This is a genomic window from uncultured Stenotrophomonas sp. (assembly GCF_963519125.1).
Lineage (GTDB): Bacteria > Pseudomonadota > Gammaproteobacteria > Xanthomonadales > Xanthomonadaceae > Stenotrophomonas.
The window spans coordinates 195,220-219,733 of record NZ_CAUQLJ010000006.1; the positions used below are offsets into that span (position 1 = coordinate 195,220).

The window sequence follows — 24,514 nt, forward strand, 5'->3', positions numbered from 1 at the left end:
AAGGCGGCGTCATCGCCCGCCCGGCGGGGCTCAGGGGCGGTCCAGCGGCTTCGGCGGGGTCACCTTCCTGACCCGCTCGCGGTGCAGCAGGTACAGGCCCGAGGCGACGATGATCCCGGCCCCCAGCCAGGTCCAGTTGTCCGGCAGCACGCCCCAGAACAGCAGGTCCCAGCCGATCACCCAGACCAGCCCGGTGTACTCGAGCGGGGCGATCAGCGAGGCCTCGCCCAGCTGGAAGGCGCGGGTCAGGGCCACCTGGCCCCCTGCCCCGGCCAGCCCCATGCCGGCGATCAGGCCGGCGTGGCCGAGCTGCAGCGGCTGCCAGTCCGGGATCGCCAGCAGCCCGGCACCCAGGGCAAGGATCACCAGGAACCACACCACCATCGATTGGGGGGTGTCGGTGCGGGTCAACATGCTTACGGTGATCGCGGCCACCGCATAGGCGGTCGCCGCCAGCAGCACCATCAGGCCGGGAATGGAAATGAACCCGCCCACCCCGGGGCGCAGCACCACCAGCACGCCAACCAGGCCGATGCCGATCGCGATCCAGCGACGCGGGCCCACCGTTTCGCCCAGCAACGGCACCGACAACGCGGCGATCAGCAGCGGGGCGACGAAATAGATGGTGTAGGCGGTCGACAGCGGCAGGCTGCGCAGGGCGAACACGAAGCAGCCGATCATCGCCATGCCAAGCAGGCCGCGCAGCAGGTGCAGGCCCCAGCGCACCGGGATCAGCGAGCGCGGGCCGGCCGTGGCCAGCACCCAGACCAGCACGAACGGCAGCGAGGCCGCGCCACGCAGGAAGGTCACCTGCAGGGTCGGGTAACTGGAGGACAGCTGCTTCATGCCCGCATCCATCAGCGAGAAGCAGGCCACGGCCAGGAGCATCCAGGCGACGGCGCGGGTGGGGGTGCGTTCGGTGGTCATGGCCCATTATCGCCGCCCGTGCCGGGACGTGCATGCGCGGTTGGTTAGAATGGGGGTCTAACCTGCAGGAGAATTCCCATGCCCTCTTTTGACGTCGTTTCCGAAGTCGACATCCACGAACTGACCAACGCGGTCGACCAGGCCAACCGCGAGCTGTCCACCCGCTTCGATTTCAAGGGCGTGGACGCGAAGTTCGTGCTGGAAGACAGCGTGATCAAGCAGACGGCACCGAGCGAGTTCCAGCTCGAGCAGATGACGGTGATCCTGCGCCAGCGCCTGACCGCCCGCAAGATCGATGCCGGCTGCCTGGAATTCGGCGACGTGCTGACCAACCTGGGCGGTGCGCGCCAGGACGTCACCGTCAAGCAGGGCATCGAGCAGAAGATCGCCAAGAAGATCGCCGCGAAGATCAAGGAAGCCAAGCTCAAGGTCGAAAGCCAGATCAACGGCGACAAGCTGCGTGTGACCGGCAAGAAGCGCGACGACCTGCAGGACACCATGGCCCTGCTGAAGAAGGAAAACTTCGAGATTCCGCTGCAGTTCGACAACTTCCGCGATTGATCCCGGCATGAACGACACCACCGCCGTCGACGGCACCGACGCACCCGACCCGATCGCCGACACCCGCAAGTGGCTGGAGCAGATCGTGATCGGCTTGAACCTGTGCCCGTTCGCCAAGGCGGTGTACGTAAAGGACCAGGTCCGCTTCGTGCTGAGCGATGCGACCACGCCCGAAGCGCTGGTCGAGCAGCTGGCCGAGGAATTGCTGCTGCTGCGCGACACGCCGGCCGAGCAGATCGACACCACGCTGATCATCCATCCGGACGTGCTGACCGACTTCCTGGACTACAACGACTTCCTCGACAACGCCGACGCGGCGATCGAGACGCTGGACCTGCAGGGCATCCTGCAGGTGGCCAGCTTCCATCCCCAGTACCAGTTCGCCGGTGCCGCGCCCGATGATGTAAGCAACTACACCAACCGGTCGCCCTACCCGACCCTGCACCTGCTGCGCGAAGACAGCGTGGAACGTGCGGTGGCGGCGTTCCCGGATCCGGACGTGATCGTCGAACGCAACATCGAAACCCTGGACAAACTGGGCATCGAAGGCTGGACCCGCCTGCTTGGCCGCAAGGACACCCCGCCATGCCATTGACCCCGTCCATCAGCGACTGGCCGGCGCAACCGCTGCGCGACCGCGTGGTGATCGTCACCGGTGGCGCGCAGGGCGTGGGCCGCGGCATCGCGCAGGCGGTGCTGGGTGCCGGCGGCAGCGTGATGATCGCCGACCTGGATGCCGACGCGGGTCGCGCCTGCCTGAAGGAATGGGCGCTGCCCGAGCGCGCCGCCTTCCAGCGCGCGGATGTGGCCAGCGAACGCAGCGTGCAGGCGCTGGTCAAGGCCACCCGGAAGCGGTTTGGCCGCATCGACGGACTGGTCAACAACGCCGGCATCGCCAGCGCGCATGGCACCCCGCTGGCGCAGATGACGCTGGCCGAATGGCAGCGTCGCCTGTCCAGCCTGCACGGCGCGTTCCTGTGCAGCAAGCACGCGTTGCCTGCACTACAGGCGCAGGGCGGATCGATCATCAATATCGCGTCCACCCGTGCCTGGCAGTCCGAAGCGGACAGTGAGGCCTATGCCGCCGCCAAGGGCGGGCTGGTGGCGTTCACCCATGCGCTGGCGATCAGCGCGGGGCCGCAGGTACGAGTCAACAGCATCAGCCCGGGCTGGATCACCACCGACGCCTGGCAGGCACCGGCGCGCCGGCGCACGCCGAAACTGTCGCGCCGCGACCATGCACAGCATGCGGTGGGCCGCGTGGGCCAGCCCGAAGACATCGGTGCGCTCGCGGTGTTCCTGCTTTCGGACCTGGCCGGTTTCATCACCGGCCAGGACCACATCGTGGACGGCGGCATGAGCCGCACGATGATCTACGCGGATTGAATCAACCGTTCATGCCACTGTGCCGGAGCAGCGCATCCACGCTCGGCGCACGCCCACGGAACGCGGCAAAATTCTCCGCCGCACTGCGACTCCCACCCCGCGACAGCACTTCGTCGCGGAAACGCTTGCCGGTTTCCGCGACCTGTTCCGGCGCTTCTTCAAACGCCGCGTACGCATCCGCGCTCAGCACCTCAGCCCACTTGTAGCTGTAGTAACCCGCCGCGTAGCCACCGGCAAAGATATGGCTGAACTGGTGCGGGAAGCGGTTCCATTCCGGCGGGCGGTTGACCGCCACTTCATCGCGCACGCGCTCCAACAGTTGCAGCACGCTGTCCTGGCTCGGATCGAAACTGCTGTGCAGCTGCATGTCGAACAGGGCGAACTCCAGCTGGCGCACGGTGAACATGCCGCTCTGGAAATTGCGCGCGGCCAGCATGCGGTCGAACAGCGCGCGCGGCAGCGGCTCGCCACTGTCCACGTGCGCGGTCATCTGCTGCACGCGGTCCCACTCCCAGCAGAAGTTCTCCATGAACTGGCTGGGCAGCTCCACCGCGTCCCATTCCACGCCGTTGATGCCGGCCACGCCCAGTTCGCCGATGCGCGTCAGCAGCTGGTGCAGGCCGTGCCCCATTTCATGGAACAGCGTTGTCACCTCGTCGTGGCTGAAGGTCGACGCCTTGCCGTCTGCCCCCTTGCCGAAATTGCAGACCAGGTAGACCAACGGCGTCTGCACGCCCTGCGCGGTATCGCGGCGGTTGCGGCAGTCATCCATCCACGCCCCGCCGCGCTTGCCTTCGCGCGCGTAGAGATCGAGGTAGAACTGGCCGACCAGCGCGCCCTGCGCGTCGACCACGCGGAAGAAGCGCACGTCCGGATGCCACACCGGTGCCTGGTCCGGCTCCACGCGCAGACCGTACAGGCCGTGGATGACATCGAACAGACCAGCGAGCACCTTCGGCTCGGTGAAGTACTGCTTCACTTCCTGCTCGGAATAGCTGTAACGCGCCTGCTTCAACTTCTCGGCCGCGAACGACAGGTCCCAGGCCTCCAGCGCCGGCAGGCCCAGTTCGTCGCGCGCGAACGCTTCCAGTTCGGCACGGTCGCGCTGCGCATACGGCTTGGCGCGCGCGGCCAGGTCGCGCAGGAAACCCAGCACCTGCGGCGCGTCGTCGGCCATCTTGGTGGCGATGGAATATTCGGCATAGCTGCTGAAGCCCAGCAGCGCGGCCAGTTCCGCACGCAATGCGAGGATGCGGTCGATATGCGCGCTGTTGTCCAGCGTGGCATCGCCGAACTCTGACGCACGCAGCGCGTTGGCACGGTACAGCGCTTCGCGCAGCGGACGGTGCTCGGCGTAGGTCTGCACCGGCAGGTAGCACGGCATCTGCAGGGTCAGCTTCCAGCCGGCCAAGCCATCCTTTTCGGCGGCGGCGCGCGCGGCAGCGATCACATCCTCCGGCACCCCGGCCAGCTCGGCACGGTCCTCGACGTGCAGGGACCACGCATCGGTAGCGTCGAGCACGTTCTGCGAGAACGTGGCCGACAGCGCAGAAAGCTCCTCGCGGATCGCGCTGTAGCGGGCCTTGCCAGCCTCATCCAGTTCGGCGCCACCCAGGCGGAAATCGCGCAGGGCGTTCTCCAGCACCTTGCGCCGCGCCGGGTCGTACTGCGCAGCCTCCGGAGCGGCCGCCAGCGCGCGGTACTGCTCGAACAGCGCCAGGTTCTGGCCGAGCGCGCTGCCGAACCGGGTCACCTTGGGCAGGTTGCTGTTGTAGGCCTCGCGCAGCGCCGGGGTATTGACCACCGCCTGCAGGTGGCCGACCTGGCCCCACGCGCGCCACAGACGCTCGGTAGCATCGTCCAGCGGGTCCACGAAAGTGGCCCAGGTCACCGGCTGTACCGTCTCGGCTGCCTTCACCGCCGCTTCGGCCTGCGCCAGCAGCGTATCGATGGCGGGGCCGACGTGTTCAGGCTGGATCGCATCGAAACGGGGCAGGCCGGAAAAATCGAGCAGGGGGTTGGCGGGGGTCACAGGCATCTCCAGGCAACGGGGCCGCAGGCGCGGCATACCCTGCACGATATGGCACTGCACTGGGCCCGTCACAAGGCCCTCCCGCCACGGGTTCGAATCAGTACAGGGTTTCCAGCGCCGCGTCCGGCAGCGCCGGCAGGCCCTGCCCGGCGAGGGCAGCGGCGATCACCGCGTCGGCCTGATCCACGTCGATACCCTGGCGGGGGTACCAGTCCGGGTTGTAGTAGCTGTGCGCATAACGCTCGCCGCTGTCGCACAGGATGGTCACGATCGAACCGCCACGACCCGCCGCGCGCATGCGCTCGGCGACATGCAGCACGCCGATGAAGTTAGTGCCGGTAGAGCCGCCGACGCGGCGCCCCAGCTGGCGGCTGACATGGCGCATCGCGGCCAGGCTCAGCGCGTCGGGCACCTTGACCATGGCATCCACGCAGGTCGGGATGAAGCTCGATTCCACCCGCGGCCGGCCGATGCCTTCCACCCGCGAGCCGCCACTGCAGGTGAGTTCGCGCCACGGTTCACCGGACAGCGCCGCGCGATACCCGTCGAAGAACACCGACACTTCCGGGTCCGCGCACAGGATGCGGGTGTCGTGGCGGCGGTAGCTCACGTAGCGGCCCAGCGTGGCGGCGGTGCCACCGGTGCCCGGGCTGCACACGATCCATTCCGGTACCGGGTGCGGCTCTTCGGCCATCTGCTTGAAGATGGACTCGGCGATGTTGTTGTTGGCGCGCCAATCGGTGGCGCGCTCGGCGTAGGTGAACTGATCCATGAAATGGCCGCCGGTTTCACGCGCCAGCCGCTCCGATTCGCAGTTCAGGTCGCAGGCACGCTCCACCAGGTGGCAGCGGCCGCCATGGAATTCGATCGCGGCGATCTTTTCCGGCGAGGTGGTGGCCGGCATCACCGCGATGAACGGCAGCCCCAGCAGGCGGGCGAAATAGGCTTCGGAGACGGCCGTAGAACCACTGGAGGCCTCGATCACCGGCCGTCCTTCGCGCAACCATCCGTTGGTCAGCGCATACAGGAACAGCGAGCGCGCCAGGCGGTGCTTGAGACTGCCTGTGGGGTGGCTGGACTCGTCCTTGAAGTACAGCTCGATGCCCGGATGCCCCGGCAGGTCCATCGGAATCAGGTGGGTGTCGGCCGAGCGGTTGAAATCGGCTTCGATCTTGCGGATGGCAGCGGCCACCCATTCACGCTGAGACATGTCGACGACGGGCCAGGAAGATGCAGCATTCTACGTCGCCTTGGCGCCGGCCCGCTAAACTGAACGGCCAGCCGCGCTGCGCGGCCCTCCACAGGATCCCCCATGCGCCTTGCCTCCCTGCAGTCCCAGCCCGGCGTGGCTGCCCAGCCGCCGGCCGAAACCACCGGTTTCGTGTTCAACCACACCATGCTGCGGGTGAAAGATGCCGCCGCCTCGCTGGACTTCTACACCCGCGTGCTCGGTTTCCGCCTGCTCGATCAGCGCGATTTTGCGGAAGCCCGGTTCAGCCTGTACTTCCTGGCGCTGCTGCCCGCCGGTACCGAGATTCCGGAAGGCGACGACGCCCGCCGCACCTGGATGGCCGGCATTCCCGGCGTGCTGGAGCTCACCCACAACCACGGCACCGAAAACCAGGACGGCGCGGTGTACCACGACGGCAACAGCGACCCGCGCGGCTTCGGCCACATCTGCGTGTCGGTGCCGGACATCCACGCCGCCTGCAAGCGCTTCGACGACCTGCAGGTGCCGTACCAGAAGCGCCTGGAAGACGGCCGCATGAAGCACCTGGCCTTCATCAAGGATCCCGACGGCTACTGGGTGGAGATCATCTCCAATACCCCGCTGGCCTGATTCAGGGTGACGGTGTGCCCGCCACGGCGGGCACACCTGTCGCGCACAATGCGGCAACCCCTCCGGTGCTATACCTGCCATTCCCTCGAACGAAGGATCCGGCATGGAAACCATGGAACTGCACCGCGGCCGTCTCATCGACCACCTGCAACTGATCGTGCGCGACCTGCCGGCCAGCCGGCGCTTCTACCAGGCGGTGTTCGACACCATCGGCATTCCCATTGCCGGCGAAGGCGATACGTACTTCTGGGCCGACGAGCTGTTCATCTCCACCGCCGACAGCGAGGCTGCCGCCGGCGAGCTGACCGGCCGCCATCACCTGGCCTTCCAGGCGCGCGACCGCGCCACCGTGGACGCCTTCCACAAGGCCGCGCTTGCCGCCGGCGGCAAGGACAACGGCGCGCCCGGCGAACGCCCCTATCACCCGGGCTACTACGCCGCGTTCGCGATCGATCCGGACGGCAACAACATCGAAGTGGTGTACCACGGGCCTGCCACCTACAGCGCGGACTCGGTAAAGGTGTCGTTCTGACCGCTCCAGGCTGAAGCCTTCAGCTTGTTTCTGACCAGTCTCACTACGTGAGATTGGTCTTCCCTACCGTTCCCGCATGGAAACCATCCGCAAGCTGGCCGTGCTGGCCGACGCCGCCAAGTACGACGCCTCCTGCGCTTCCAGCGGCGCGGGCAAGCGCGACTCGCGGGCCAGCGGCGGGATCGGCAGCGCCGACGGCCCCGGCATCTGCCACAGCTATACCCCGGACGGGCGCTGCGTGTCACTGCTGAAGATCCTGCTCACCAACTTCTGCATCTACGACTGCGCCTACTGCGTGAACCGGGTTTCCAGCAACGTGCAACGCGCACGTTTCAGCGTGGCCGAGGTGGTGGCGCTGACCATGGACTTCTACAAGCGCAACTACATCGAAGGCCTGTTCCTTTCCAGCGGCATCATCCGCAACGCCGACTACACGATGGAGCAGATGGTGGAAGTAGCGCGCCAGCTGCGCGAGGAGCACCGTTTCGGCGGCTACATCCACCTCAAGACCATCCCCGAGGCCTCGCCGGAACTGCTGGCCGCCGCCGGTCGCCATGCCGATCGCCTGTCGATCAACATCGAGCTGCCCACCGAAGACGGGTTGTCCAGCTTCGCGCCGGAGAAGTCGCTGCCGTCGATCCGCGGCGCGATGGGCGAGCTGCGCTGGCGGATCGAGGAGGCCAAGGAAGCCAAGGCCGCTGCGGCGACGACGGCCGTCACGCCGGTCACCCCGGCCCCGGCCAAGCCGGGCAAGCGCCGTGCCCGTGCGCCGAAATTTGCGCCGGCCGGCCAGAGTACGCAGATGATCGTCGGTGCGGACGGCGCCAGCGACCAGCAGATCCTCACCTCTGCGGACAACCTGTACGGCAACTACCGCATGCGCCGGGTGTACTACTCGGCGTTCAGCCCCATTCCCGACGCCAGCAGCATCCTGCCGGTGCAGGCGCCGCCGCTGGCGCGCGAGCATCGCCTATACCAGGCCGACTGGCTGCTGCGCTTCTACGGCTATGGCGTGGACGAGATCACCGACAGCACGCAGGGCGGCATGCTCGACCTGGACATCGACCCGAAGATGGCCTGGGCGATCCGTCATCCCGAAAGCTTTCCGGTGGACCTCAACCGGGATTCGAAGGAAATGCTGCTGCGCGTCCCCGGCCTGGGCGTGCGCAACGTGAAACGGGTGCTGATGGCACGCCGCCACGTGCGCCTGCGCGTGGCCGACGTGGCTCGCCTGCGCGCGCCGATGAGCAAGCTGCTGCCGTTCGTGCAGCTGGCCGACCACCACCCGCGCCGCGCGCTGGACGATCCCGCGGCGTTGCGTGCGCGGCTGGCCCCGCCGCCGCGCCAGGGCTTCCTGTTCGATGCGGTGGCCGGCTGAGATGTCGCGCTGGAGTGTGCGTGTGGATCCACCGTGGTCGCTCACCGCGTGGCGGGATGCAGCACGGCTGGCGCTGCAGCGACAGGTGATGCCCGAGCAGCTGGACTGGCTGCACGGCGAAGGCGGCGGGTTGCTGGACGCACCTTCGCTGGAGCACGCACCCGCAGTGCGCGCCGCTGCGCCGGTCGCAGCGGTGCCGAAAGCCTTCGTCGAGCTGGCCGCCACCTGCCTGTGCCATCGCGACCCGCATCGCATGTCGCTGCTGTATCGCATGCTGTGGCGCATGACGCACGGCGAGCGCGGGCTGCTCGGCAACCCCACCGATCCGGACGTACTGCGCGCGATGGCATTGGGCCAGGCAGTACGCCGCGACAGCCACAAGATGAAGGCGTTCGTGCGCTTCCGCGAAGTACCCGGGCAACAAGACGCGTTCATTGCCTGGTTCGAACCCGACCACCACATCGTGGATCGCGTGGCGCCGTTCTTCGAGCGCCGTTTCACCGGGATGCGCTGGGCGATCCTTACGCCCTATCGCAGTGTGCGTTGGGACGGGCAGGCGTTGGCGTTCGGCCCGGGCGGCAAACAGGGCGATGCACCGGTGGAGGATGCCCGCGAAGAACTGTGGCGCACCTATTACGCGAACATCTTCAATCCGGCCCGCTTGAACACGCGGATGATGCAGCAGGAAATGCCCGCGAAGTACTGGAAGCACCTGCCCGAAGCCAGCCTGCTGCCCACGCTGGTGCGCGACGCCGGCGACCGCGTGCAGGAGATGCATGACCGCGAAGCGCAGGCGCCCCAGCGTCGCATTCCCGAACGCAGCATTCCGATGCGGGGCCCTGCCACCGCCAACGGTGATTCGCTTGACGGACTGCGTGAGGCCGCGGCCGGCTGCCGGCGTTGCCCGCTCTGGGAGCCCGCCACGCAGACCGTGTTCGGCGAAGGTCCACGCGACGCGCAGGTCATGCTGGTAGGCGAGCAGCCCGGCGACAGCGAGGACCTCAGCGGCCACCCGTTCGTGGGCCCGGCCGGCCAGCTGTTGAACCAGGCGTTGCAGGAACTGGGCATCGACCGCAGCACGCTCTACCTGACCAATGCAGTGAAGCACTTCCGGTTTGAGCGGCGCGGCAAGAAGCGCATCCATTCCAAGCCGCAGGTCACCCACATCAATGCGTGCCGACCGTGGCTCATGGCGGAGATCGAACAGGTCAGTCCGAAGGTCATCGTCTGCCTGGGCGCAAGCGCCGCGCGCGCGGTGTTCGGCAGCGGCTTCAACCTCACGCGTGACCGTGGCCGCTGGCACACGTTGGATGACGGAACGAGAGGATTCGCAACCGTGCATCCATCCTGGGTACTGCGGCAGGACCCTGAAAAGCGCGACGCAGGCTACCAGCTGTTCCGGGAAGACCTGCGCAGGCTGAAGGAACCTCCCACCTCGTAGAGCCGGGCTCTGCCCGGCTGCACGGAGTGTCGGAAGCGGGGCTAGTGCGCGGCCATGTAGATGTCCTGCAATACGGCCTTCTCCAGCTCCAGTTCGCTGAGCAGGTTCTTGACGATGTCGCCCAGACTCAGGATGCCCACCAGGCGGGTGCCATCGGTGACCATCAGGTGGCGGTGGCGCGAGTAGGTCATCAGCGCCATCGCCTGCTTCAGGCTCGCGTCCGGGGAAATGCCTTCCAGGCCCGCCGAGGGCAGCGTGGAGATCACGCGGCGACCGGCCTGGGGGCCGTCGTCGGCCAGGCTGCGCACGATGTCTTTCTCGGAGATGATCCGGACCGGCACGTCGTCCCGGGTCACCACCAGCGCGGCAATCCTGTGCGCACTCATCTTGTGGGCGGCGGCGCCGATCGTGTCTTCAACGTCGATGGTGACTACAGCGTCTTTCTTGGAGTGCAGAAGCTCGCGAACGTTCATTCTTATTCCTGTTACAGACTGGTTAAAGCCACACGCCTTGCGTGGTGGGACCGATTGACGCAGCCAAGGGCTACACCTCGAGAATGGCATTACGACTAGAACCGACGCTGAATGTCGCTGTTGCCTCCGACTAAAGTTTTGCCAACGCCAGAAACTGCAAAGCAGAGCGCCTGAACGGCCCGCCTCGCCTTCTGACTTCTTAACAAAATCGTCCGGCACTCCGACCGAAATCCGACGAACGCCTCTCCAAGCTTCCGGCCTGGTCACTTTCATCGGCATCGGGCATGGCTTCAGCGGACGCAACACAGGCAGCAGTACAGCAGGACATCGCCGGTCGCGACTCGGGCGCAGGTACGCGATTCTGGACCTACCTGCTCGGCTGGCGGCCCGAGATCGGCCAAGAGACCCTGATCCTGGCCTGCAGCGTGTTCTTCGCGGCGGTCAGCAACGGTCCCTTCTGGAAAGCGGCTTACGCACTGCACCCCGGCAATCTACTGTTCGCGACGTCGTTGTCCGGCCTGCTGATCGCGGCCAACGGCCTGCTGCTGTCCCTGCTGGTGTGGCGCTGGAGCGCCAAGGCGGTCATCACTCTGCTGTTGGTGGTTACTGCCATGGCCGTGCATTACATGACCACCTACGGCGTGTTCATGGACGCGGACATGGTGCGCAACGTGCTCCAGACCGATGTGAAGGAGTCGCGGGAGCTGATGACCCCCAGCCTGCTGCTGCCACTGCTGGTGTTCGCCGCGCTGCCGGCCGTGGCGGTGTGGCGCCTGCGCATCAAACCGCGCTCCGCGCTGCGCACGCTCTGGATCCGACCGACCTTCATGGTCGCCCTGCTGGTCGTAGGCGCGGGCTGCGTGATGCTGGCCAACGCCGATGTCGCCTCCATGCTGCGCAATCATCGCGAGATCAAGTACCTGGCGACCCCGCTCAACTACATCGTCGGACTGCAGCAGAACCTGCGTTCGAGTTCACCGATCAGGAAGGCGCCCAGGACGCCGATCGCCATGGACGCCGTTCGCGTGCCTTCGGCTGCAGGCGCAAAACCGCGGTTGGTGGTCCTTGTGGTCGGCGAGACGGTCCGTGCGCAGAACTGGGGCCTCAACGGCTACGCACGCCAGACGACCCCCGACCTTGCCCGGATCGGCGTAGTGAATTTCCCTGACATGCATTCGTGCGGCACCAGCACCGAGGTGTCGGTTCCCTGCATGTTCTCGCAGCTCGGTCGCCGCCATTACGATGAGAAGCAGATCCGCTCCCAGCAGTCGCTGTTGAACGTCCTCAACACCGTGGGCATCAGTACGCTGTGGCGCGACAACCAGTCCGGCTGCAAGGGTGTCTGTGAGGGCACGCCGTTCGAGTCGGTCTCCGACGCCACCGATCCGGCGCTGTGCGCCAAGGGCCGCTGCATGGACGAGATCCTGGTGAAGGGTCTGGCGGACAAGGTGCGTACCACCCCGGGCGACAGGTTCGTCGTGCTGCACCAGCTCGGCAATCACGGTCCCAGCTACTTCCAGCGTTACCCCGACAACTTCCGCCAGTTCACGCCGCCGTGCGAAAACCCGGAACTGGGCAACTGCCCGAAAGAGCAGATCGTGAACGCGTACGACAACGCCGTTCTATACACCGACCATTTCCTGGCCAAAACGATCCATGAGCTGCAGGGCATGGACGACTACGACACGGCGATGATCTACGTGTCCGATCACGGCGAGTCGCTGGGCGAAAAGGGCCTCTACCTGCATGGCGTGCCGTATGCCATTGCACCGGCGGAACAGACGTCGGTGCCGATGGTCATGTGGTTCTCCAGCCGGTTCTCCGCCTCGCGCGGGCTGGATACCCACTGCCTGGAGCAGCGCGCGATGCAGCGCACCGACCACGACGCGCTGTTCTCCTCGATCCTGGGCCTGATGCAGGTGAAAACCAAGGCCTACGATGAGACCCAGGACGTGTTCGCCTCCTGCCTCACGCATGGCCATCCACCAGCCGCTTGGATGACGGGCGTCGCACCCGTCATCCAATGACCCGGATTACTCCACCGTAACGCTCTTCGCCAGGTTGCGCGGCTTGTCCACGTCCGTCCCGCGCGCCAGCGCGGTGTGGTACGCAAGCAACTGCACCGGAATGGTGTGCACCACCGGGCTGAGCACGCCGGCATGGCGCGGGGTGCGGATCACGTGCACGCCTTCGGATTCGACGAAGTTGCTGTCCTGGTCGGCGAACACGAACAGCTCACCGCCGCGCGCGCGCACTTCCTGCATGTTGGACTTCACCTTCTCCAGCAGGCTGTCGTTGGGTGCGATCACCACCACCGGCATGTCTTCATCCACCAACGCCAGCGGCCCGTGCTTGAGTTCGCCGGCCGGGTAGGCTTCGGCATGGATGTAGGTGATTTCCTTGAGCTTGAGCGCGCCTTCCAGCGCGATCGGGTAATGCAGGCCACGGCCCAGGAACAGCGCGCTGTTCTTGCGCGCGAAGCGCTCTGCCCAGGCCGCGATCTGCGGCTCCATGTTCAGCGCGTGCTGCACGCTGCCCGGCAGGAAGCGCAGCTGCTCCAGGTAGTCCGCTTCCTGCGCGGCGTCGATGCGGCCATGCAGCTTGCCCAGCACCACGGTCAGCTGGAACAGCGCGGCCAGCTGGGTGGTGAAGGCCTTGGTCGAGGCCACACCGATTTCCGCACCGGCACGGGTATAGCAGACCAGCTCGCTGGCGCGCGGGATCGCGCTTTCCGGCACGTTGCAGATCGACAGCGTATGCAGGTGGCCCAGCGACTTGGCGTACTTCAGCGCCTCCATCGTGTCCAGGGTTTCACCGGACTGGGAGATGGTGACGATCAGATGCTTCGGGTTGGCGTAGGCGGCGCGGTAGCGATACTCGCTGGCAATCTCGACGCTGCAGGGCAGTCCGGCGATGGCCTCGATCCAGTAGCGTGCGGTCAGGCCGGCGTAGTAGCTGGTGCCGCAGGCGATGATCTGCACGCCTTCGATGCCGGCCAGAACGCCCTCGGCGTTCTGGCCGAACAGCTCGGCCGGGAAGCCACCGGCGTCGATCGCCGCTTCGATGGTGTCGCCCAGCGCACGCGGCTGCTCGTGGATTTCCTTCTGCATGAAGTGCCGGTATGGACCCAGCTCCAGCGAGGCCAGCGAGACGTCGGACTGGTGCACGCCACGGTCCACCGGCAGGTTCTGCTCGTCATACACCTGCACGCCATCGCGACGGATGTCGGCAGTGTCGCCTTCCTCCAGGAAGATCACGTTGCGGGTGGCCGAGATCACGGCCGACACATCCGAGGCCACGAAGTTCTCGCCCTCGCCCAGGCCGACCAGCAGCGGGCAGCCCATGCGCGCGCAGACGAAGTGGTCCGGTTCAGCGCGGCTCATCACCGCCAGCGCGTAGGCGCCGGTCAGTTCCTTCACCGTGCGCTGCAACGCCGAGAGCAGGCTGTCGCCGTTCTTCAGGTTGTAATGCATGAGGTGGGCGATGACTTCGGTGTCGGTCTGCGACTCGAACACGTAGCCCAGGCCGCGCAGGCGCTCGCGCTGCTCTTCGTGGTTTTCGATGATGCCGTTGTGCACCAGCGCCACGCCGTGGCTGGTATGCGGATGGGCATTGGCTTCGGTGACACCGCCGTGGGTGGCCCAGCGTGTGTGGCCGATGCCCAGGGTGGCGTCAAAGCCTTCGGCGGCAGCAGCCTTCTCCATTTCGGCCACGCGGCCGGTGCGGCGCACCCGGCGCACGTCCGGCTGGGCCTGGGTCTGGTCCAGCACGGCGATGCCGGATGAGTCGTAGCCGCGGTATTCCAGGCGCTTGAGACCCTCGATCAGTACCGGTACCACATCGCGATCTGCGATCGCTCCCACAATCCCGCACATAGATTCAGATCCCTGCTGTCGATACGCCATTCTAGCGTGGGCGCCCCGGCCGCCTCGCCGCTGTCCGCTTAACAAAAGTGTCCGGCGCAGTGTCCGCGGACACCCGGACGCACCCGTCCCGCTCGTAAGTGGCTGTTTAACAAGGCGCAAAAGTTGGCACGCGGTGTGCTTTGTATACCGCAACTACCGCAACCCAACCGCGAACGAGCCCGATGATCCGCGACACTTCTGCTCAGGACCAGACCTTCCCCACCCACGCTGCGGCGGCGCCGTGGAAGCGCTGGGTATGGCCGGGCATCGCCGCGCTGGTGGTGCTGTTGGCCATCGGCCTCGCCGCCCGCGCCTGGCTGGGCGCCAGCCGTTCCTTCGACAGTGCCCGTGTCCGCATCGCGGAGGTCAAGAAAGGCGACCTGGTCCGCGACCTTGCCGCCGACGGCAAGGTGATCGCCGCCAACAGCCCGGTGCTGTACGCGATCTCCGCCGGTACGGTGGACCTGAAAGTGGTGGCCGGTGACGTGGTGAAGAAGGACCAGGAGCTGGCGGTGATCGACAGCCCGGAACTGCGCAGCAAGCTGGCGCAGGAACGCGCCACCCTGGCCGGCCTGGAAGCCGAAGCCAGCCGCTCACTGCTCGACGCCACCCTGGCACGGGCCAAGGCCAGCAAGGACACCGACCAGGCCAGCATCGACCGCCAGGCTGCCGAACGCGATCTGCAGCGCTACCAGCGTGGCTACGACGGCGGCGCGGTGCCGCAGATCGACCTGGCCAAGGCCAACGACACCCTGAAGAAGGCCGACATCTCCCTGGCCAATGCCCAGACCGACGCCCGCCTGCAGGGCCAGGGCGCCGACCTGGACGCACGCAACAAGCGCCTGCTGGCCGACCGCCAGCGCGCGGTGGTGGATGAAGTCCAGCGCCAGGTAGACGCGCTGACCCTGCGTGCGCCGTTCGACGGCCAGGTCGGCCAGGTCCAGGCCACCCAGCACACCCAGGTGGCGGCCAACGCGCCGATCCTGGGCGTGGTCGACCTGTCGCGCTTCGAGATCGAGATCAAGGTACCGGAAAGCTTCGCCCGCGACCTGTCGCTGGGCATCCCGGCGCAGCTCACCAGCGGCAGCGGCCAGCCGTTCGCGGGCGAGATCAGCGCGGTGTCGCCCGAAGTGGTGGCCGGCGAAGTAAACGCCCGCATCCGCTTCACCGACAAGCAGCCGCAGGGCCTGCGCCAGAGCCAGCGCATGCAGGCCCGGGTCGTGCTCGATACCCGTCGCAACGTGATCAAGGTCGAACGCGGCCCGTTCGTGGAACAGGGCAACGGCCAGGCCTATGTCATGGATGGCGGCACCGCGGTGCGCCGTCCGGTGCAGCTGGGCGTGAGCAGCCTGGGCGAAGTGGAAATCCTCTCTGGCCTGCAACCCGGCGATCGGGTCGTGGTCTCCGGCAGCGATCTGTTCGGCGATGCCGAACGCGTGTCCATCAACTGATCCACCCTACCCATACAAGGAATACAGCCATGCTTGAGATGCGCTCGGTCGCCAAGGTGTTCCGCACCGAACAGGTGGAAACCCATGCCCTGCGGTCGCTGGACCTGCACGTTCGCGAAGGGGAGTTCGTCGCCGTCACCGGTCCATCCGGTTCGGGCAAGACCACCTTCCTGAACATTGCCGGCCTGCTGGAAACCTTCACCAGCGGCACCTACCTGCTCGACGGGCAGGACGTGAGCAAGCTCGGCGACGATGCCCGCAGCCGGCTGCGCAACCAGAAGATCGGCTTCATCTTCCAGGGCTTCAACCTGATTTCCGACCTGAACCTGTTCGACAACGTGGACGTGCCGCTGCGCTATCGCGGCATGTCCGCCGCCGAACGCAAGCAGCGCATCGAACATGCGCTGCAGCAGGTGGGCCTGGGCTCGCGCATGAAGCATTACCCGTCCGAGCTCTCCGGCGGCCAGCAGCAGCGCGCGGCCATCGCGCGCGCGCTGGCCGGCAGCCCGCGCCTGCTGCTGGCCGACGAACCGACCGGCAACCTGGACACCCAGATGGCACGCGGGGTGATGGAACTGCTGGAGGAAATCAACGCCGCCGGCACCACCATCGTCATGGTCACCCATGACCCGGAACTGGCCGCGCGTGCCCAGCGCAACGTGCACATCGTCGACGGCCAGGCCACCGACCTGGTGCGCGAACCGGTGCTGGCCACCCCGCGCGTTGCCGTTGCCACCGTCAACGACTGAGGCCACCACCATGCTCGCCTACTACTTCCGACTGGCCCTGCGCAGCTTCCGGCGCAACAAGGTGCTCACCGCGCTGATGGTGACCGCGATCGCGCTCGGCATCGGCGCCTCGATGACCACCCTCACCGTGTTCCATGTGCTCTCCGGCGACCCCATCCCGCAGAAGAGCGACCGCCTGTTCAACGTGCAGGTCGACCCGCGCCCGATGATCGGCTACCAGCCCAGCGAGGAACCCGAAGAACAGGTGACCCGCTACGACGGCGAAACCCTGCTGCGCGAAAAGAAGGCCAAGCACCAGGTGCTGATGACCGGCGGTGGCGTCACCGTGGAGCCGGACACCAGCACGCTGCGCCCTTTCGACACCGACGCGCGTTACACCTCCAGCGATTTCTTCGCCATGTTCGACACGCCGTTCCAGTTTGGCCAGGGCTGGAAAGTCGACCAGGATGAGGGCCGTGGCCGGGTGGCGGTGATCTCGAAAGCGCTGAACGACAAGCTGTTCAATGGCCAGAACAGCGTGGGTCGTCCGCTGCGCATGGACGGACACACCTTCAACATCGTCGGCGTGCTCGAGGAGTGGAACCCCAACCCGCACTTCTACGACCTGGAAACCGGCCGCTACGGCGACAGCGAAGACATCTTCGTCCCGGTCTCCACCGCGCTGGACCTCAAGTTCGGCCGCAACGGCAACATGAACTGCTGGGACAACGCCAACGGCGAAGAAACCGCGCTCAACGCGCCGTGCACGTGGATGCAGTACTGGGTGGAACTGGCCTCGCCGTCCGACGCCGCCGACTACCGCGCGTACCTGGAAAACTACTCGGCTCAACAGAAGGCGGCCGGTCGTTTCCAGCGCCCCTCCAACGTACGCCTGCGCAACGTGATGGACTGGCTGGACTTCAAGCAGGTGGTGCCCAGCGACGTGCGCCTGCAGTTGTGGCTGGCCCTGGGCTTCCTGGCGGTGTGCCTGATCAACACGGTGGGCCTGCTGCTGGCCAAGTTCCTGCGCCGCAGCGGCGAGATCGGCGTGCGCCGCGCACTGGGCGCCAGCCGTGGGCAGATCTTCCTGCAGTCGCTGGTGGAGGCCGGCACGGTCGGCCTGGCCGGTGGCGTACTCGGACTGGGACTGGCGATGCTGGGCCTGTATGCGGTGCGCCAGCAGCCGGTGGACTACGCCAAGCTCGCCACCCTGGACGGCAGGATGCTGCTGCTCACCTTCGGCCTGACCCTGGCCGCCAGCCTGCTGGCCGGTTTCCTGCCGGCGCTGCGCGCCATGCAGGTCACCCCCGCCATCCAACTCAAATCGCAGTAAGGATCCGGAGCACATCATGGATATCCGACCCATCCTGACCACGCTGCGCCGGCACAAGACCGCCGCCGCCCTCATCGTGCTGGAAATCGCGCTGACCTGCGCGATCGTCTGCAACGCGCTGTTCCTGATCGGGCAGCGCCTGGAGAAGATCAACCAGCCCAGCGGCATTGCCGAACAGGAACTGCTGGAAGTGCGCCTGGGCGGCATCGGCACCCAGGTCAACGCCACCGCCCGCACCCGCGAAGACCTGGCCGCGCTGCGTGCCATTCCCGGGGTGAAGAACGCGGTGGCGATCAACCAGCTGCCGTTCCGCCGCAACTCCTGGAACACCAGCCTGTCGCTGATCCCCGACCAGGAGCGCCCGAACTTCAACGCCGCGCAGTTCTTCGCCAGCGAGGGCACGCTCGATACGATGGGCCTGCAGCTGATCGCCGGCCGCGACTTCGAAGGCGACGAGTTCGCCAACCTGGAAGACGTGGAGAAGGACGCCACCATCGAACAGCGGGGCTCGGCAGTGATCCTGAGCAGCAAGGCCGCGACCAAGCTGTTCCCGGACGGCCAGGCCGTGGGCAAGACCATCTACAGCGGCCGCATGCCGCTGCGCATCGTCGGCGTAGTGAAGGAACTGGCGCGCCCGGTGACGGTCGAGTCCGACACCGGCTACTCGATGATCCTGCCGGTACGGGTCAACTACGATATGGGCCTGTACCTGATCCGGGTCACCGACCCCGGCCGCCGTCAGGAAGTGCTGGCCGCTGCGGTCTCCGCGCTGGAAAAGGTGGACACCAACCGGATGATCCGCGGCAAGCTCACCTATGAAGAGCAGCGCGCCAAGTACTTCCAGAACGACCGCGCGATGGTCGGCCTGCTGATCACCGTGTGCGTGGCGCTGCTGGTGGTCACCGCGCTGGGCATCGTCGGCCTGGCCAGCTTCTGGGTGCAGCAGCGTACCAAGCAGATCGGCATCCGCCGTGCGCTGGGCGCCACCCGCGGCCAGATCCTGCGCTACTTCCAGACCGAGAACTTCCTGCTGGCCACGGTCGGCATCGTGCTCGGCATGCTGCTGGCGTACTCGATCAACCTGTGGCTGATGAGCGCCTACGAGCTGCCGCGCATGCCGATCGCCTACCTGCCCATCGGCGCGGTCCTGCTGTGGCTGCTGGGCCAGGTCGCGGTGTTCGGGCCCGCCCACCGCGCAGCGGCGGTGCCGCCTGCCGTCGCCACCCGGAGCGCCTGACATGGGCGCTCCCCTCCTCCGCGCCGCCCTGCTCGGGCTGGCAATGCTCTCGACCAGCGCCTGCGCTGAAAGCAGCCGCAGCGAATCCTCGCGCATGGACTGGCGCCAGGATGGCGCACGGCTCACCGTGGAGTCCGCACAGGGCGTGGTCACCATCGTGGCGGCGTCGCCGGCCGAGCGCTTCGGCGTGCAGGCGCGCGACCAGGTCCTGCGCGTGGACGGTGTTCCGGTGCAACGCGTGGACGATCTGACCACCGCGCTCAGCAGCAGCGACAAGGCCACGGTGCCGGTTACCGTGCGCCGGTCCGGACGGGTCGAAGTGGTCAGCGTGCCCACAGCCGCATGGCGCGCCGTGCAGCCGCCGCCGCCGCCCGCGCCCCCTGCCCCACCGACACCCCCGTCGCGGCCGTAAAGTCCGGATCCGGCCCCACCTGCCGGTGGGGCCGGCGCTCGGTTACTCTCTGCCTACTTTCCGGTCTTCTGCTGCCGCATGCCTTCGATCCTGATCATTGACGACAACGCCAGCGTGGCCACGGCACTGGAGGTGCTGTTCTCGCTGCACGACATCGAGGCGCTGCACGCACTGTCGCCCGAAGCCGGGCTCGCGGTCCTGGAACAACAGCCGATCGACCTGGTGATCCAGGACATGAACTTCACCGAGGACACCACCTCCGGCGAAGAAGGCGAAGCGCTGTTCCAGCAGATTCGCGCGCGCCACCCCGACCTGCCGGTGATCCTGCTGACCGCATGGACCCACCTGAGCAGCGCGGTGGACCTGGTCAAGGCCGGTGCCGCCGACTACCTGGCCAAGCCCTGGGATGACCGCAAGCTGCTGACCACGGTCAACAACCTGCTGGAGCTCTCGGAAACCCGGCGCGAACTGGATCGCCGTCGCGCCCGCGAACAACGCGACCGGACCGCGCTGGAAACCCGTTACGACCTGCGGGGTGCGGTAGTCGCCGACCCGGCCAGCGAACGCGTGGTCAACCTGGCCTGCCAAGTCGCACGCTCGGAACTGCCGGTGCTGATCACGGGTCCGAACGGTGCCGGCAAGGAAAAGATCGCCGAGATCATCCAGGCCAATTCACTGGTGGCCAAGGGTCCGTTCGTAGCGCTGAACTGTGGGGCCATTCCCGCTGAACTGATCGAGGCCGAGCTGTTCGGCAGCGAAGCCGGCGCCTACACCGGGGCCAACAAGGCGCGCGAAGGCAAGTTCGAAGCGGCTGACGGCGGCACCCTGTTCCTGGACGAGATCGGCAACCTGTCGCTCGGCGGCCAGATGAAACTGTTGCGCGTGCTGGAAACCGGCCGCTTCGAGCGGCTGGGCTCCAACCGCGAACGCCAGGTCAAGGTCCGCGTGATCAGCGCCACCAACGCCGACCTGCCGGCGATGATCCGCGATGGCCAGTTCCGCGAAGACCTCTACTACCGTCTCAACACCGTGGAGCTGGCGCTGCCGCCGCTGGCCGAGCGGCCGGGCGACATACTGCCGCTGGCCGAACGATTCCTGGGCGATGGCAAGCCGCTGTCCAGCGCTGCCGCCAGTGCGCTGCAGCGCCACGCGTGGCCGGGCAACGTGCGCGAGCTGCGCAACGTGATCCAGCGCGCCGGGCTGCTCGCACAGGGCGCGCGCATCGAGATTGCCGACCTCAACCTGCCGCGTGCGGCCCCTGCTCCGCGCGCTACGACGCCGGGCGCCGACCCGGACCGCAGCCGCATCGAGTCGGCGCTGTCGCACAGCCACGGGATCATCGCGCAGGCGGCTGCTGAACTCGGTCTCAGCCGACAGGCGCTGTATCGGCGCATGGACCGCTACGGCATCCCCCGCGAATGAAGCGCACCTCGTTTACCTTCCGCCTGTTCCTGCGCCTGCTGCCGGTGCTGGCGCTGGCTGCAGCCGGGCCGTGGCTGCTGGCCTACTGGATGGACCGGGGCTGGGCGGTAGCGTTGGTTTCAACCCTCATCCTGCTCGCACTGATGTGGTGGACGCTGCGCCGCGCCACCGCGCCGGTGCGTTCGTTGCTGCGTGCGCTGTCCGGCACCACCAGCACCTACCGCGACGGCGAATACAACTTCAGCGTGTACTGGCCCGGCAACGACGAACTCGGCGACCTGGTGCAGGCGCACCGTGAGCTCGGCGACGTCCTGCGCGAACAGCGCCAGGGCCTGGTCCAGCGCGAGCTGCTGCTGGACACCATGGTGCAGAACACCCCGGTGTCGATGCTGCTGCTGACCAACGGCGGCGACGGCGTGCAGCGCGTGGTGTTCTCCAACCTCGCCGCGCGCAAGCTGCTGCACAACGGCTGGAAGCTGGAAGGCCAGGCCATGCAGAACGTGCTGGAGACCATGCCGGTGGAACTGCGCGATGCGATCGAACGCGGTGGCGACAGCCTGTTCGCGGTGCGCGGGCCGGGCGACGAAGCCGAGGATGGCGATGAAGACGACGAGCAGGTCTACCACCTGTCGCGGCGCAACTTCCATCTCAACGGTCGCCCGCACGACCTGTTGCTGATCCGCCTGCTCACCGCCGAGCTGCGCCGCCAGGAAGTGCAGACCTGGAAGAAGGTCATCCGGGTGATCAGCCATGAGCTCAACAATTCGCTGGCACCGATCGCGTCGCTGGCGCACTCCGGCGGCGAGCTGGTCCGGCGCGGCAAGACCGAACGCCTGGAAGAGGTGTTTGGCACCATCGAAGAGCGCTCGCGGCACCTGGAAGGCTTCATCCGCGGTTATGCGCGCTTTGCCAAGTTGCCGCAGCCGCAACTGCAGAACGTGCAGTGGAAGCAGTTCCTGGGCGGGCTGCAGCTGCAGATTCCGTTCCGCATGGCCGAGATTCCCGACGACCTGCAGGGCCGCGTGGATATCGCCCAGCTTGGCCAGGCGTTGCTCAACCTGCTCAAGAACGCGCATGAGGCGTGCTCGGAAGCCGAGCCGCCGAACGACGACGTGGAACTGCGCCTGACCCGCCTTCCGCAGTGGCTGCGCATTGAAGTGCTGGACCGCGGCAAGGGCATGAACGAAGCGGTGCTGCAGAACGCGCTGATGCCGTTCTATTCGACCAAGCGCAACGGCACCGGGCTGGGCCTGGCGCTCACCCGCGAAATCGTGGAAGCGCACGGTGGCCGGGTGTCGCTGCAGAACCGCCGCGAAGGCGGCCTGTGCGTGGCGATTTTCCTGCCGGCCTGATTGCTTATTTTTTTACCGGGCGGTGCCAGCCTTCGATGGTCTGCTGGCGTGCACGCGCCACGGTCAATTCGCCCGGGGGCGCGTTGCGGGTAATCACCGAACCGGCGGCGATGGTCGCCCGCTCGCCAATCGTCACCGGCGCTACCAGCGAGCTGTTCGACCCGATGAACGCGTTGTCGCCGATGGTGGTCTGCGACTTGTTCACACCATCGTAATTGCAGGTGATGGTGCCCGCGCCGATGTTGACCTTGCTGCCGATCACCGCGTCGCCCAGGTAGGTGAGGTGGTTGGCCTTGCTGCCGACGCCCAGGTGGACCTTCTTGGTTTCCACGAAGTTGCCCACGTGCGAACCGTCGGCCAGCACCGTGCCCGGGCGCAGGCGCGCGAACGGGCCGATATCGGCAGCGCCTTCGCTGACCACGCCTTCCAGGTCGCAATGCGGCTTGACCACCGTACCGGCGGCCAGCTTCACGTCCTTGAGGCGGGTGAACGGCCCGATGCTGACGCCGTCGCCAAGTTCGACGGTACCTTCCAGGATCACACTGACGTCGATCTGCACATCGCGCCCGACGGTGACCGTGCCACGGATGTCCACCCGCGCCGGGTCGATCACGCGCGCGCCCTGCGCGCACAGGGCACGCACCTCGCGCAGCTGCCAGGCCCGCTCCAGCTGGGACAGCTGCCACGGATCGTTGGCGCCTTCAGCTTCCTGCGCGTCGGCCACGAAGGCCATGTCGGCCGGGGTGTAATCAGCGGCGGCCGAGGCGAACACGTCGGTGAGGTAATACTCGCCCTGCGCATTGCTGTTGGACAGCTGCGACAGCCAGGTGCGCAGCGCGGTGGCATCGGCGGTAATGATGCCGGTGTTGATGGTGCGGATCGCCAGCTGCTCTTCGTTGGCGTCCTTCTGTTCCACGATCGCACCCACCTTGCCCTCGGCATTGCGCACGATGCGGCCATAGCCGGTGGGATTGGCCATGTCCGCGACCAGTACCGCCAGCCGGCCCGGCTGCGACAGCAGGTGCTGCAGGGTATCGAGCCGGATCAGCGGCACATCGCCGTACAGCACCAGCACCTTGGCCGCATCGGGCACCTGCGGCATGGCCTGCTGCACGGCATGGCCGGTGCCCAACTGCTCACGCTGCTCGGCCCACTGCAGGTCCGGCTGGTCGGCGAAAGCGGCGCGCACCGCTTCGCCGCCGTGGCCGTACACCACGTGGATGGCGTCGGGCTGCAGCTGCCGCGCGGTCTCGATCACATGTGCCAGCATCGGGCGGCCGGCGATCGGCTGCAGCACCTTGGGCAGGTCGGACTTCATGCGCTTGCCAGCGCCAGCGGCGAGGATGATGACGTGCAGGGCTTGGGTCATGGGATCAGGCGTGTACGCGGAGACATGGGAATGATTCTATGCCGGAAACAACAACGCCGGCATCAGCCGGCGTTGAGGTGTGCAGCGTTGGCAGGAACTCAGTGCTTGAGGGTCTTGCGCAGGCGCTCCAGCGCCTGCAGCTGGACCACGGCTTCAGCCAGCTTCTGCTGGGCCTCGGCCACTTCCATCGCTTCGCCACGATTGGCCAGGATGCGCTCGGCTTCTTCCTTGGCCTTGCGGACCGAGGCTTCGTCGATGTCCTGCGCGCGGATCGCGGTGTCGGCCAGCACGGTCACGACCTGCGGCTGCACCTCGAGGATGCCGCCGGAAATGGCGAAATCCAGCTGCTCGCCATTCGGAGTGGTGACCACTACCTTGCCCGGCTTGAGCCGGGTGATCAGCGGGGCGTGCTTGGGCGCGATGCCCAGTTCGCCGAGCTCACCCGTAGCCACGACCAGAGTCGCTTCACCACGGAAGATTTCCTGCTCGGCGCTGACGATGTCGCAACGGATGGTGCTCATGATCAGGCCTTCTCAGCCATCTTCTTGGCCTTTTCGACCGCTTCTTCGATGCTGCCGACCATGTAGAACGCCTGCTCCGGCAGGTGGTCGTATTCGCCGTCGACGATGGCCTTGAAGCCGCGGATGGTGTCCTTCAGCGACACGTACTTGCCCGGCGAGCCGGTGAACACTTCGGCCACGTGGAACGGCTGGCTGAAGAAGCGCTCGATCTTAC

At 66.8% G+C, this 24,514-nt stretch carries 22 protein-coding genes and 1 pseudogene; 15 read left to right on the plus strand and 8 right to left on the minus strand.

Annotation, left to right across the window (positions count from 1 at the left end; genetic code table 11):
- Positions 1-30: 30 nt before the first annotated feature.
- Entirely contained in the window at positions 31-927 is an 897-nt protein-coding gene (locus tag RYM47_RS07200) for a DMT family transporter (protein ID WP_315386848.1), read from the minus strand.
- A gap of 78 nt (positions 928-1,005) precedes the next feature.
- Here RYM47_RS07200 and RYM47_RS07205 point away from each other — a divergent pair, with 78 nt between their 5' ends.
- From RYM47_RS07205 to RYM47_RS07215, 3 genes are read left to right on the plus strand one after another with little or no spacing between them, the layout of a single operon-like run.
- Positions 1,006-1,488 (plus strand): YajQ family cyclic di-GMP-binding protein, encoded by a 483-nt coding sequence (locus RYM47_RS07205; protein WP_315386849.1) that lies wholly within the window; start codon positions 1,006-1,008, stop codon positions 1,486-1,488.
- Between the two features lie 7 nt (positions 1,489-1,495).
- A complete protein-coding gene (locus tag RYM47_RS07210) occupies positions 1,496-2,083 on the plus strand; it encodes a DUF1415 domain-containing protein (protein WP_315386850.1) in 588 nt (195 codons plus the stop codon).
- A complete protein-coding gene (locus RYM47_RS07215) occupies positions 2,074-2,874 on the plus strand; it encodes an SDR family oxidoreductase (RefSeq protein ID WP_315386851.1) in 801 nt (266 codons plus the stop codon). Before RYM47_RS07210 ends, RYM47_RS07215 begins: the two co-directional genes overlap by 10 nt.
- 1 nt (position 2,875) lies before the next feature.
- On the opposite strand, the gene RYM47_RS07220 is transcribed toward RYM47_RS07215, so the two are convergent.
- Positions 2,876-4,912, minus strand: a complete 2,037-nt coding sequence (locus RYM47_RS07220) for a M3 family metallopeptidase (protein ID WP_315386852.1) — start codon at positions 4,910-4,912, stop codon at positions 2,876-2,878.
- A 91-nt stretch (positions 4,913-5,003) separates the two neighbouring features.
- Entirely contained in the window at positions 5,004-6,116 is a 1,113-nt protein-coding gene (locus tag RYM47_RS07225) for a PLP-dependent cysteine synthase family protein (RefSeq protein ID WP_315386853.1), read from the minus strand.
- Positions 6,117-6,218: 102 nt separating this feature from the next.
- On the opposite strand from RYM47_RS07225, the gene gloA reads away from it, so the two are divergent.
- The 4 genes from gloA (at position 6,219) to RYM47_RS07245 (ending at position 10,097) form a co-directional block, all read left to right on the plus strand.
- The gene (gene gloA, locus RYM47_RS07230; RefSeq protein ID WP_315386854.1) at positions 6,219-6,746 is read left to right on the plus strand and encodes a lactoylglutathione lyase; all 528 of its coding nucleotides are present in this window, start codon (positions 6,219-6,221) and stop codon (positions 6,744-6,746) included.
- Between the two features lie 103 nt (positions 6,747-6,849).
- Positions 6,850-7,278 (plus strand): VOC family protein, encoded by a 429-nt coding sequence (locus RYM47_RS07235; RefSeq protein ID WP_312325511.1) that lies wholly within the window; start codon positions 6,850-6,852, stop codon positions 7,276-7,278.
- A gap of 76 nt (positions 7,279-7,354) precedes the next feature.
- On the plus strand, positions 7,355-8,656 hold the full coding sequence (locus RYM47_RS07240) for a putative DNA modification/repair radical SAM protein (protein WP_315386855.1): 1,302 nt from the start codon (positions 7,355-7,357) through the stop codon (positions 8,654-8,656).
- Position 8,657: 1 nt separating this feature from the next.
- Positions 8,658-10,097 (plus strand): UdgX family uracil-DNA binding protein, encoded by a 1,440-nt coding sequence (locus RYM47_RS07245; RefSeq protein ID WP_315386856.1) that lies wholly within the window; start codon positions 8,658-8,660, stop codon positions 10,095-10,097.
- A 41-nt stretch (positions 10,098-10,138) separates the two neighbouring features.
- Here RYM47_RS07245 and RYM47_RS07250 read toward each other — a convergent pair whose 3' ends face one another.
- Positions 10,139-10,570 carry a CBS domain-containing protein gene (locus RYM47_RS07250; RefSeq protein ID WP_315386857.1) on the minus strand — a complete coding sequence of 144 codons (432 nt, stop codon included), beginning with the start codon at positions 10,568-10,570 and terminating at the stop codon, positions 10,139-10,141.
- A 284-nt stretch (positions 10,571-10,854) separates the two neighbouring features.
- Between RYM47_RS07250 and RYM47_RS07255 the strand changes: the two genes are divergently transcribed.
- Positions 10,855-12,597: a phosphoethanolamine--lipid A transferase gene (locus RYM47_RS07255; RefSeq protein ID WP_315386858.1), complete on the plus strand. Its 1,743-nt coding sequence runs from the start codon at positions 10,855-10,857 to the stop codon at positions 12,595-12,597.
- Between the two features lie 6 nt (positions 12,598-12,603).
- Here the strand turns inward: RYM47_RS07255 and glmS are convergent, their stop codons facing one another.
- Positions 12,604-14,445, minus strand: coding sequence for a glutamine--fructose-6-phosphate transaminase (isomerizing) (glmS, locus tag RYM47_RS07260; protein ID WP_315386859.1), 1,842 nt, complete (start codon positions 14,443-14,445; stop codon positions 12,604-12,606).
- Between the two features lie 212 nt (positions 14,446-14,657).
- Here glmS and RYM47_RS07265 point away from each other — a divergent pair, with 212 nt between their 5' ends.
- The 7 genes from RYM47_RS07265 to RYM47_RS07295 all read left to right on the plus strand — a co-directional run bounded on the left by RYM47_RS07265 (position 14,658) and on the right by RYM47_RS07295 (position 22,410).
- Positions 14,658-15,926, plus strand: a complete 1,269-nt coding sequence (locus RYM47_RS07265) for an efflux RND transporter periplasmic adaptor subunit (RefSeq protein ID WP_315386860.1) — start codon at positions 14,658-14,660, stop codon at positions 15,924-15,926.
- 29 nt (positions 15,927-15,955) lie between these two features.
- Positions 15,956-16,675 carry an ABC transporter ATP-binding protein gene (locus RYM47_RS07270; RefSeq protein WP_315386861.1) on the plus strand — a complete coding sequence of 240 codons (720 nt, stop codon included), beginning with the start codon at positions 15,956-15,958 and terminating at the stop codon, positions 16,673-16,675.
- A gap of 10 nt (positions 16,676-16,685) precedes the next feature.
- Positions 16,686-17,987, plus strand: a complete 1,302-nt coding sequence (locus RYM47_RS07275; protein WP_315386862.1) for an ABC transporter permease — start codon at positions 16,686-16,688, stop codon at positions 17,985-17,987.
- A 16-nt stretch (positions 17,988-18,003) separates the two neighbouring features.
- Positions 18,004-19,224 carry an FtsX-like permease family protein gene (locus tag RYM47_RS07280; protein ID WP_315386863.1) on the plus strand — a complete coding sequence of 407 codons (1,221 nt, stop codon included), beginning with the start codon at positions 18,004-18,006 and terminating at the stop codon, positions 19,222-19,224.
- 1 nt (position 19,225) lies between these two features.
- Complete coding sequence (locus tag RYM47_RS07285) at positions 19,226-19,636, plus strand: PDZ domain-containing protein (RefSeq protein ID WP_315386864.1); 411 nt, start codon at positions 19,226-19,228, stop codon at positions 19,634-19,636.
- 78 nt (positions 19,637-19,714) lie between these two features.
- Positions 19,715-21,058, plus strand: a complete 1,344-nt coding sequence (locus RYM47_RS07290; protein ID WP_315386865.1) for a sigma-54 dependent transcriptional regulator — start codon at positions 19,715-19,717, stop codon at positions 21,056-21,058.
- Positions 21,055-22,410 carry an ATP-binding protein gene (locus tag RYM47_RS07295; RefSeq protein WP_315386866.1) on the plus strand — a complete coding sequence of 452 codons (1,356 nt, stop codon included), beginning with the start codon at positions 21,055-21,057 and terminating at the stop codon, positions 22,408-22,410. Before RYM47_RS07290 ends, RYM47_RS07295 begins: the two co-directional genes overlap by 4 nt.
- 4 nt (positions 22,411-22,414) lie before the next feature.
- Here RYM47_RS07295 and glmU read toward each other — a convergent pair whose 3' ends face one another.
- The 3 genes and pseudogenes from glmU to RYM47_RS07310 all read right to left on the minus strand — a co-directional run.
- Positions 22,415-23,779: a bifunctional UDP-N-acetylglucosamine diphosphorylase/glucosamine-1-phosphate N-acetyltransferase GlmU gene (gene glmU, locus RYM47_RS07300; protein ID WP_315386867.1), complete on the minus strand. Its 1,365-nt coding sequence runs from the start codon at positions 23,777-23,779 to the stop codon at positions 22,415-22,417.
- A 98-nt stretch (positions 23,780-23,877) separates the two neighbouring features.
- Positions 23,878-24,300 carry a F0F1 ATP synthase subunit epsilon gene (locus tag RYM47_RS07305; protein ID WP_005411127.1) on the minus strand — a complete coding sequence of 141 codons (423 nt, stop codon included), beginning with the start codon at positions 24,298-24,300 and terminating at the stop codon, positions 23,878-23,880.
- A gap of 2 nt (positions 24,301-24,302) precedes the next feature.
- Positions 24,303-24,514: pseudogene (locus RYM47_RS07310) on the minus strand (F0F1 ATP synthase subunit beta); the annotation flags it as partial.

What these genes read in the sequence shown, in the direction of transcription:
- RYM47_RS07200 (WP_315386848.1), bottom strand. Translation starts at nt 927, where the DNA reads ATGACCACCGAACGCACCCCCACCCGCGCCGTCGCCTGGATGCTCCTG.
- RYM47_RS07205 (WP_315386849.1), top strand. Translation starts at nt 1,006, where the DNA reads ATGCCCTCTTTTGACGTCGTTTCCGAAGTCGACATCCACGAACTGACC.
- RYM47_RS07210 (WP_315386850.1), top strand. Translation starts at nt 1,496, where the DNA reads ATGAACGACACCACCGCCGTCGACGGCACCGACGCACCCGACCCGATC.
- RYM47_RS07215 (WP_315386851.1), top strand. Translation starts at nt 2,074, where the DNA reads ATGCCATTGACCCCGTCCATCAGCGACTGGCCGGCGCAACCGCTGCGC.
- RYM47_RS07220 (WP_315386852.1), bottom strand. Translation starts at nt 4,912, where the DNA reads ATGCCTGTGACCCCCGCCAACCCCCTGCTCGATTTTTCCGGCCTGCCC.
- RYM47_RS07225 (WP_315386853.1), bottom strand. Translation starts at nt 6,116, where the DNA reads ATGTCTCAGCGTGAATGGGTGGCCGCTGCCATCCGCAAGATCGAAGCC.
- gloA (WP_315386854.1), top strand. Translation starts at nt 6,219, where the DNA reads ATGCGCCTTGCCTCCCTGCAGTCCCAGCCCGGCGTGGCTGCCCAGCCG.
- RYM47_RS07235 (WP_312325511.1), top strand. Translation starts at nt 6,850, where the DNA reads ATGGAAACCATGGAACTGCACCGCGGCCGTCTCATCGACCACCTGCAA.
- RYM47_RS07240 (WP_315386855.1), top strand. Translation starts at nt 7,355, where the DNA reads ATGGAAACCATCCGCAAGCTGGCCGTGCTGGCCGACGCCGCCAAGTAC.
- RYM47_RS07245 (WP_315386856.1), top strand. Translation starts at nt 8,658, where the DNA reads ATGTCGCGCTGGAGTGTGCGTGTGGATCCACCGTGGTCGCTCACCGCG.
- RYM47_RS07250 (WP_315386857.1), bottom strand. Translation starts at nt 10,570, where the DNA reads ATGAACGTTCGCGAGCTTCTGCACTCCAAGAAAGACGCTGTAGTCACC.
- RYM47_RS07255 (WP_315386858.1), top strand. Translation starts at nt 10,855, where the DNA reads ATGGCTTCAGCGGACGCAACACAGGCAGCAGTACAGCAGGACATCGCC.
- glmS (WP_315386859.1), bottom strand. Translation starts at nt 14,445, where the DNA reads ATGTGCGGGATTGTGGGAGCGATCGCAGATCGCGATGTGGTACCGGTA.
- RYM47_RS07265 (WP_315386860.1), top strand. Translation starts at nt 14,658, where the DNA reads ATGATCCGCGACACTTCTGCTCAGGACCAGACCTTCCCCACCCACGCT.
- RYM47_RS07270 (WP_315386861.1), top strand. Translation starts at nt 15,956, where the DNA reads ATGCTTGAGATGCGCTCGGTCGCCAAGGTGTTCCGCACCGAACAGGTG.
- RYM47_RS07275 (WP_315386862.1), top strand. Translation starts at nt 16,686, where the DNA reads ATGCTCGCCTACTACTTCCGACTGGCCCTGCGCAGCTTCCGGCGCAAC.
- RYM47_RS07280 (WP_315386863.1), top strand. Translation starts at nt 18,004, where the DNA reads ATGGATATCCGACCCATCCTGACCACGCTGCGCCGGCACAAGACCGCC.
- RYM47_RS07285 (WP_315386864.1), top strand. Translation starts at nt 19,226, where the DNA reads ATGGGCGCTCCCCTCCTCCGCGCCGCCCTGCTCGGGCTGGCAATGCTC.
- RYM47_RS07290 (WP_315386865.1), top strand. Translation starts at nt 19,715, where the DNA reads ATGCCTTCGATCCTGATCATTGACGACAACGCCAGCGTGGCCACGGCA.
- RYM47_RS07295 (WP_315386866.1), top strand. Translation starts at nt 21,055, where the DNA reads ATGAAGCGCACCTCGTTTACCTTCCGCCTGTTCCTGCGCCTGCTGCCG.
- glmU (WP_315386867.1), bottom strand. Translation starts at nt 23,779, where the DNA reads ATGACCCAAGCCCTGCACGTCATCATCCTCGCCGCTGGCGCTGGCAAG.
- RYM47_RS07305 (WP_005411127.1), bottom strand. Translation starts at nt 24,300, where the DNA reads ATGAGCACCATCCGTTGCGACATCGTCAGCGCCGAGCAGGAAATCTTC.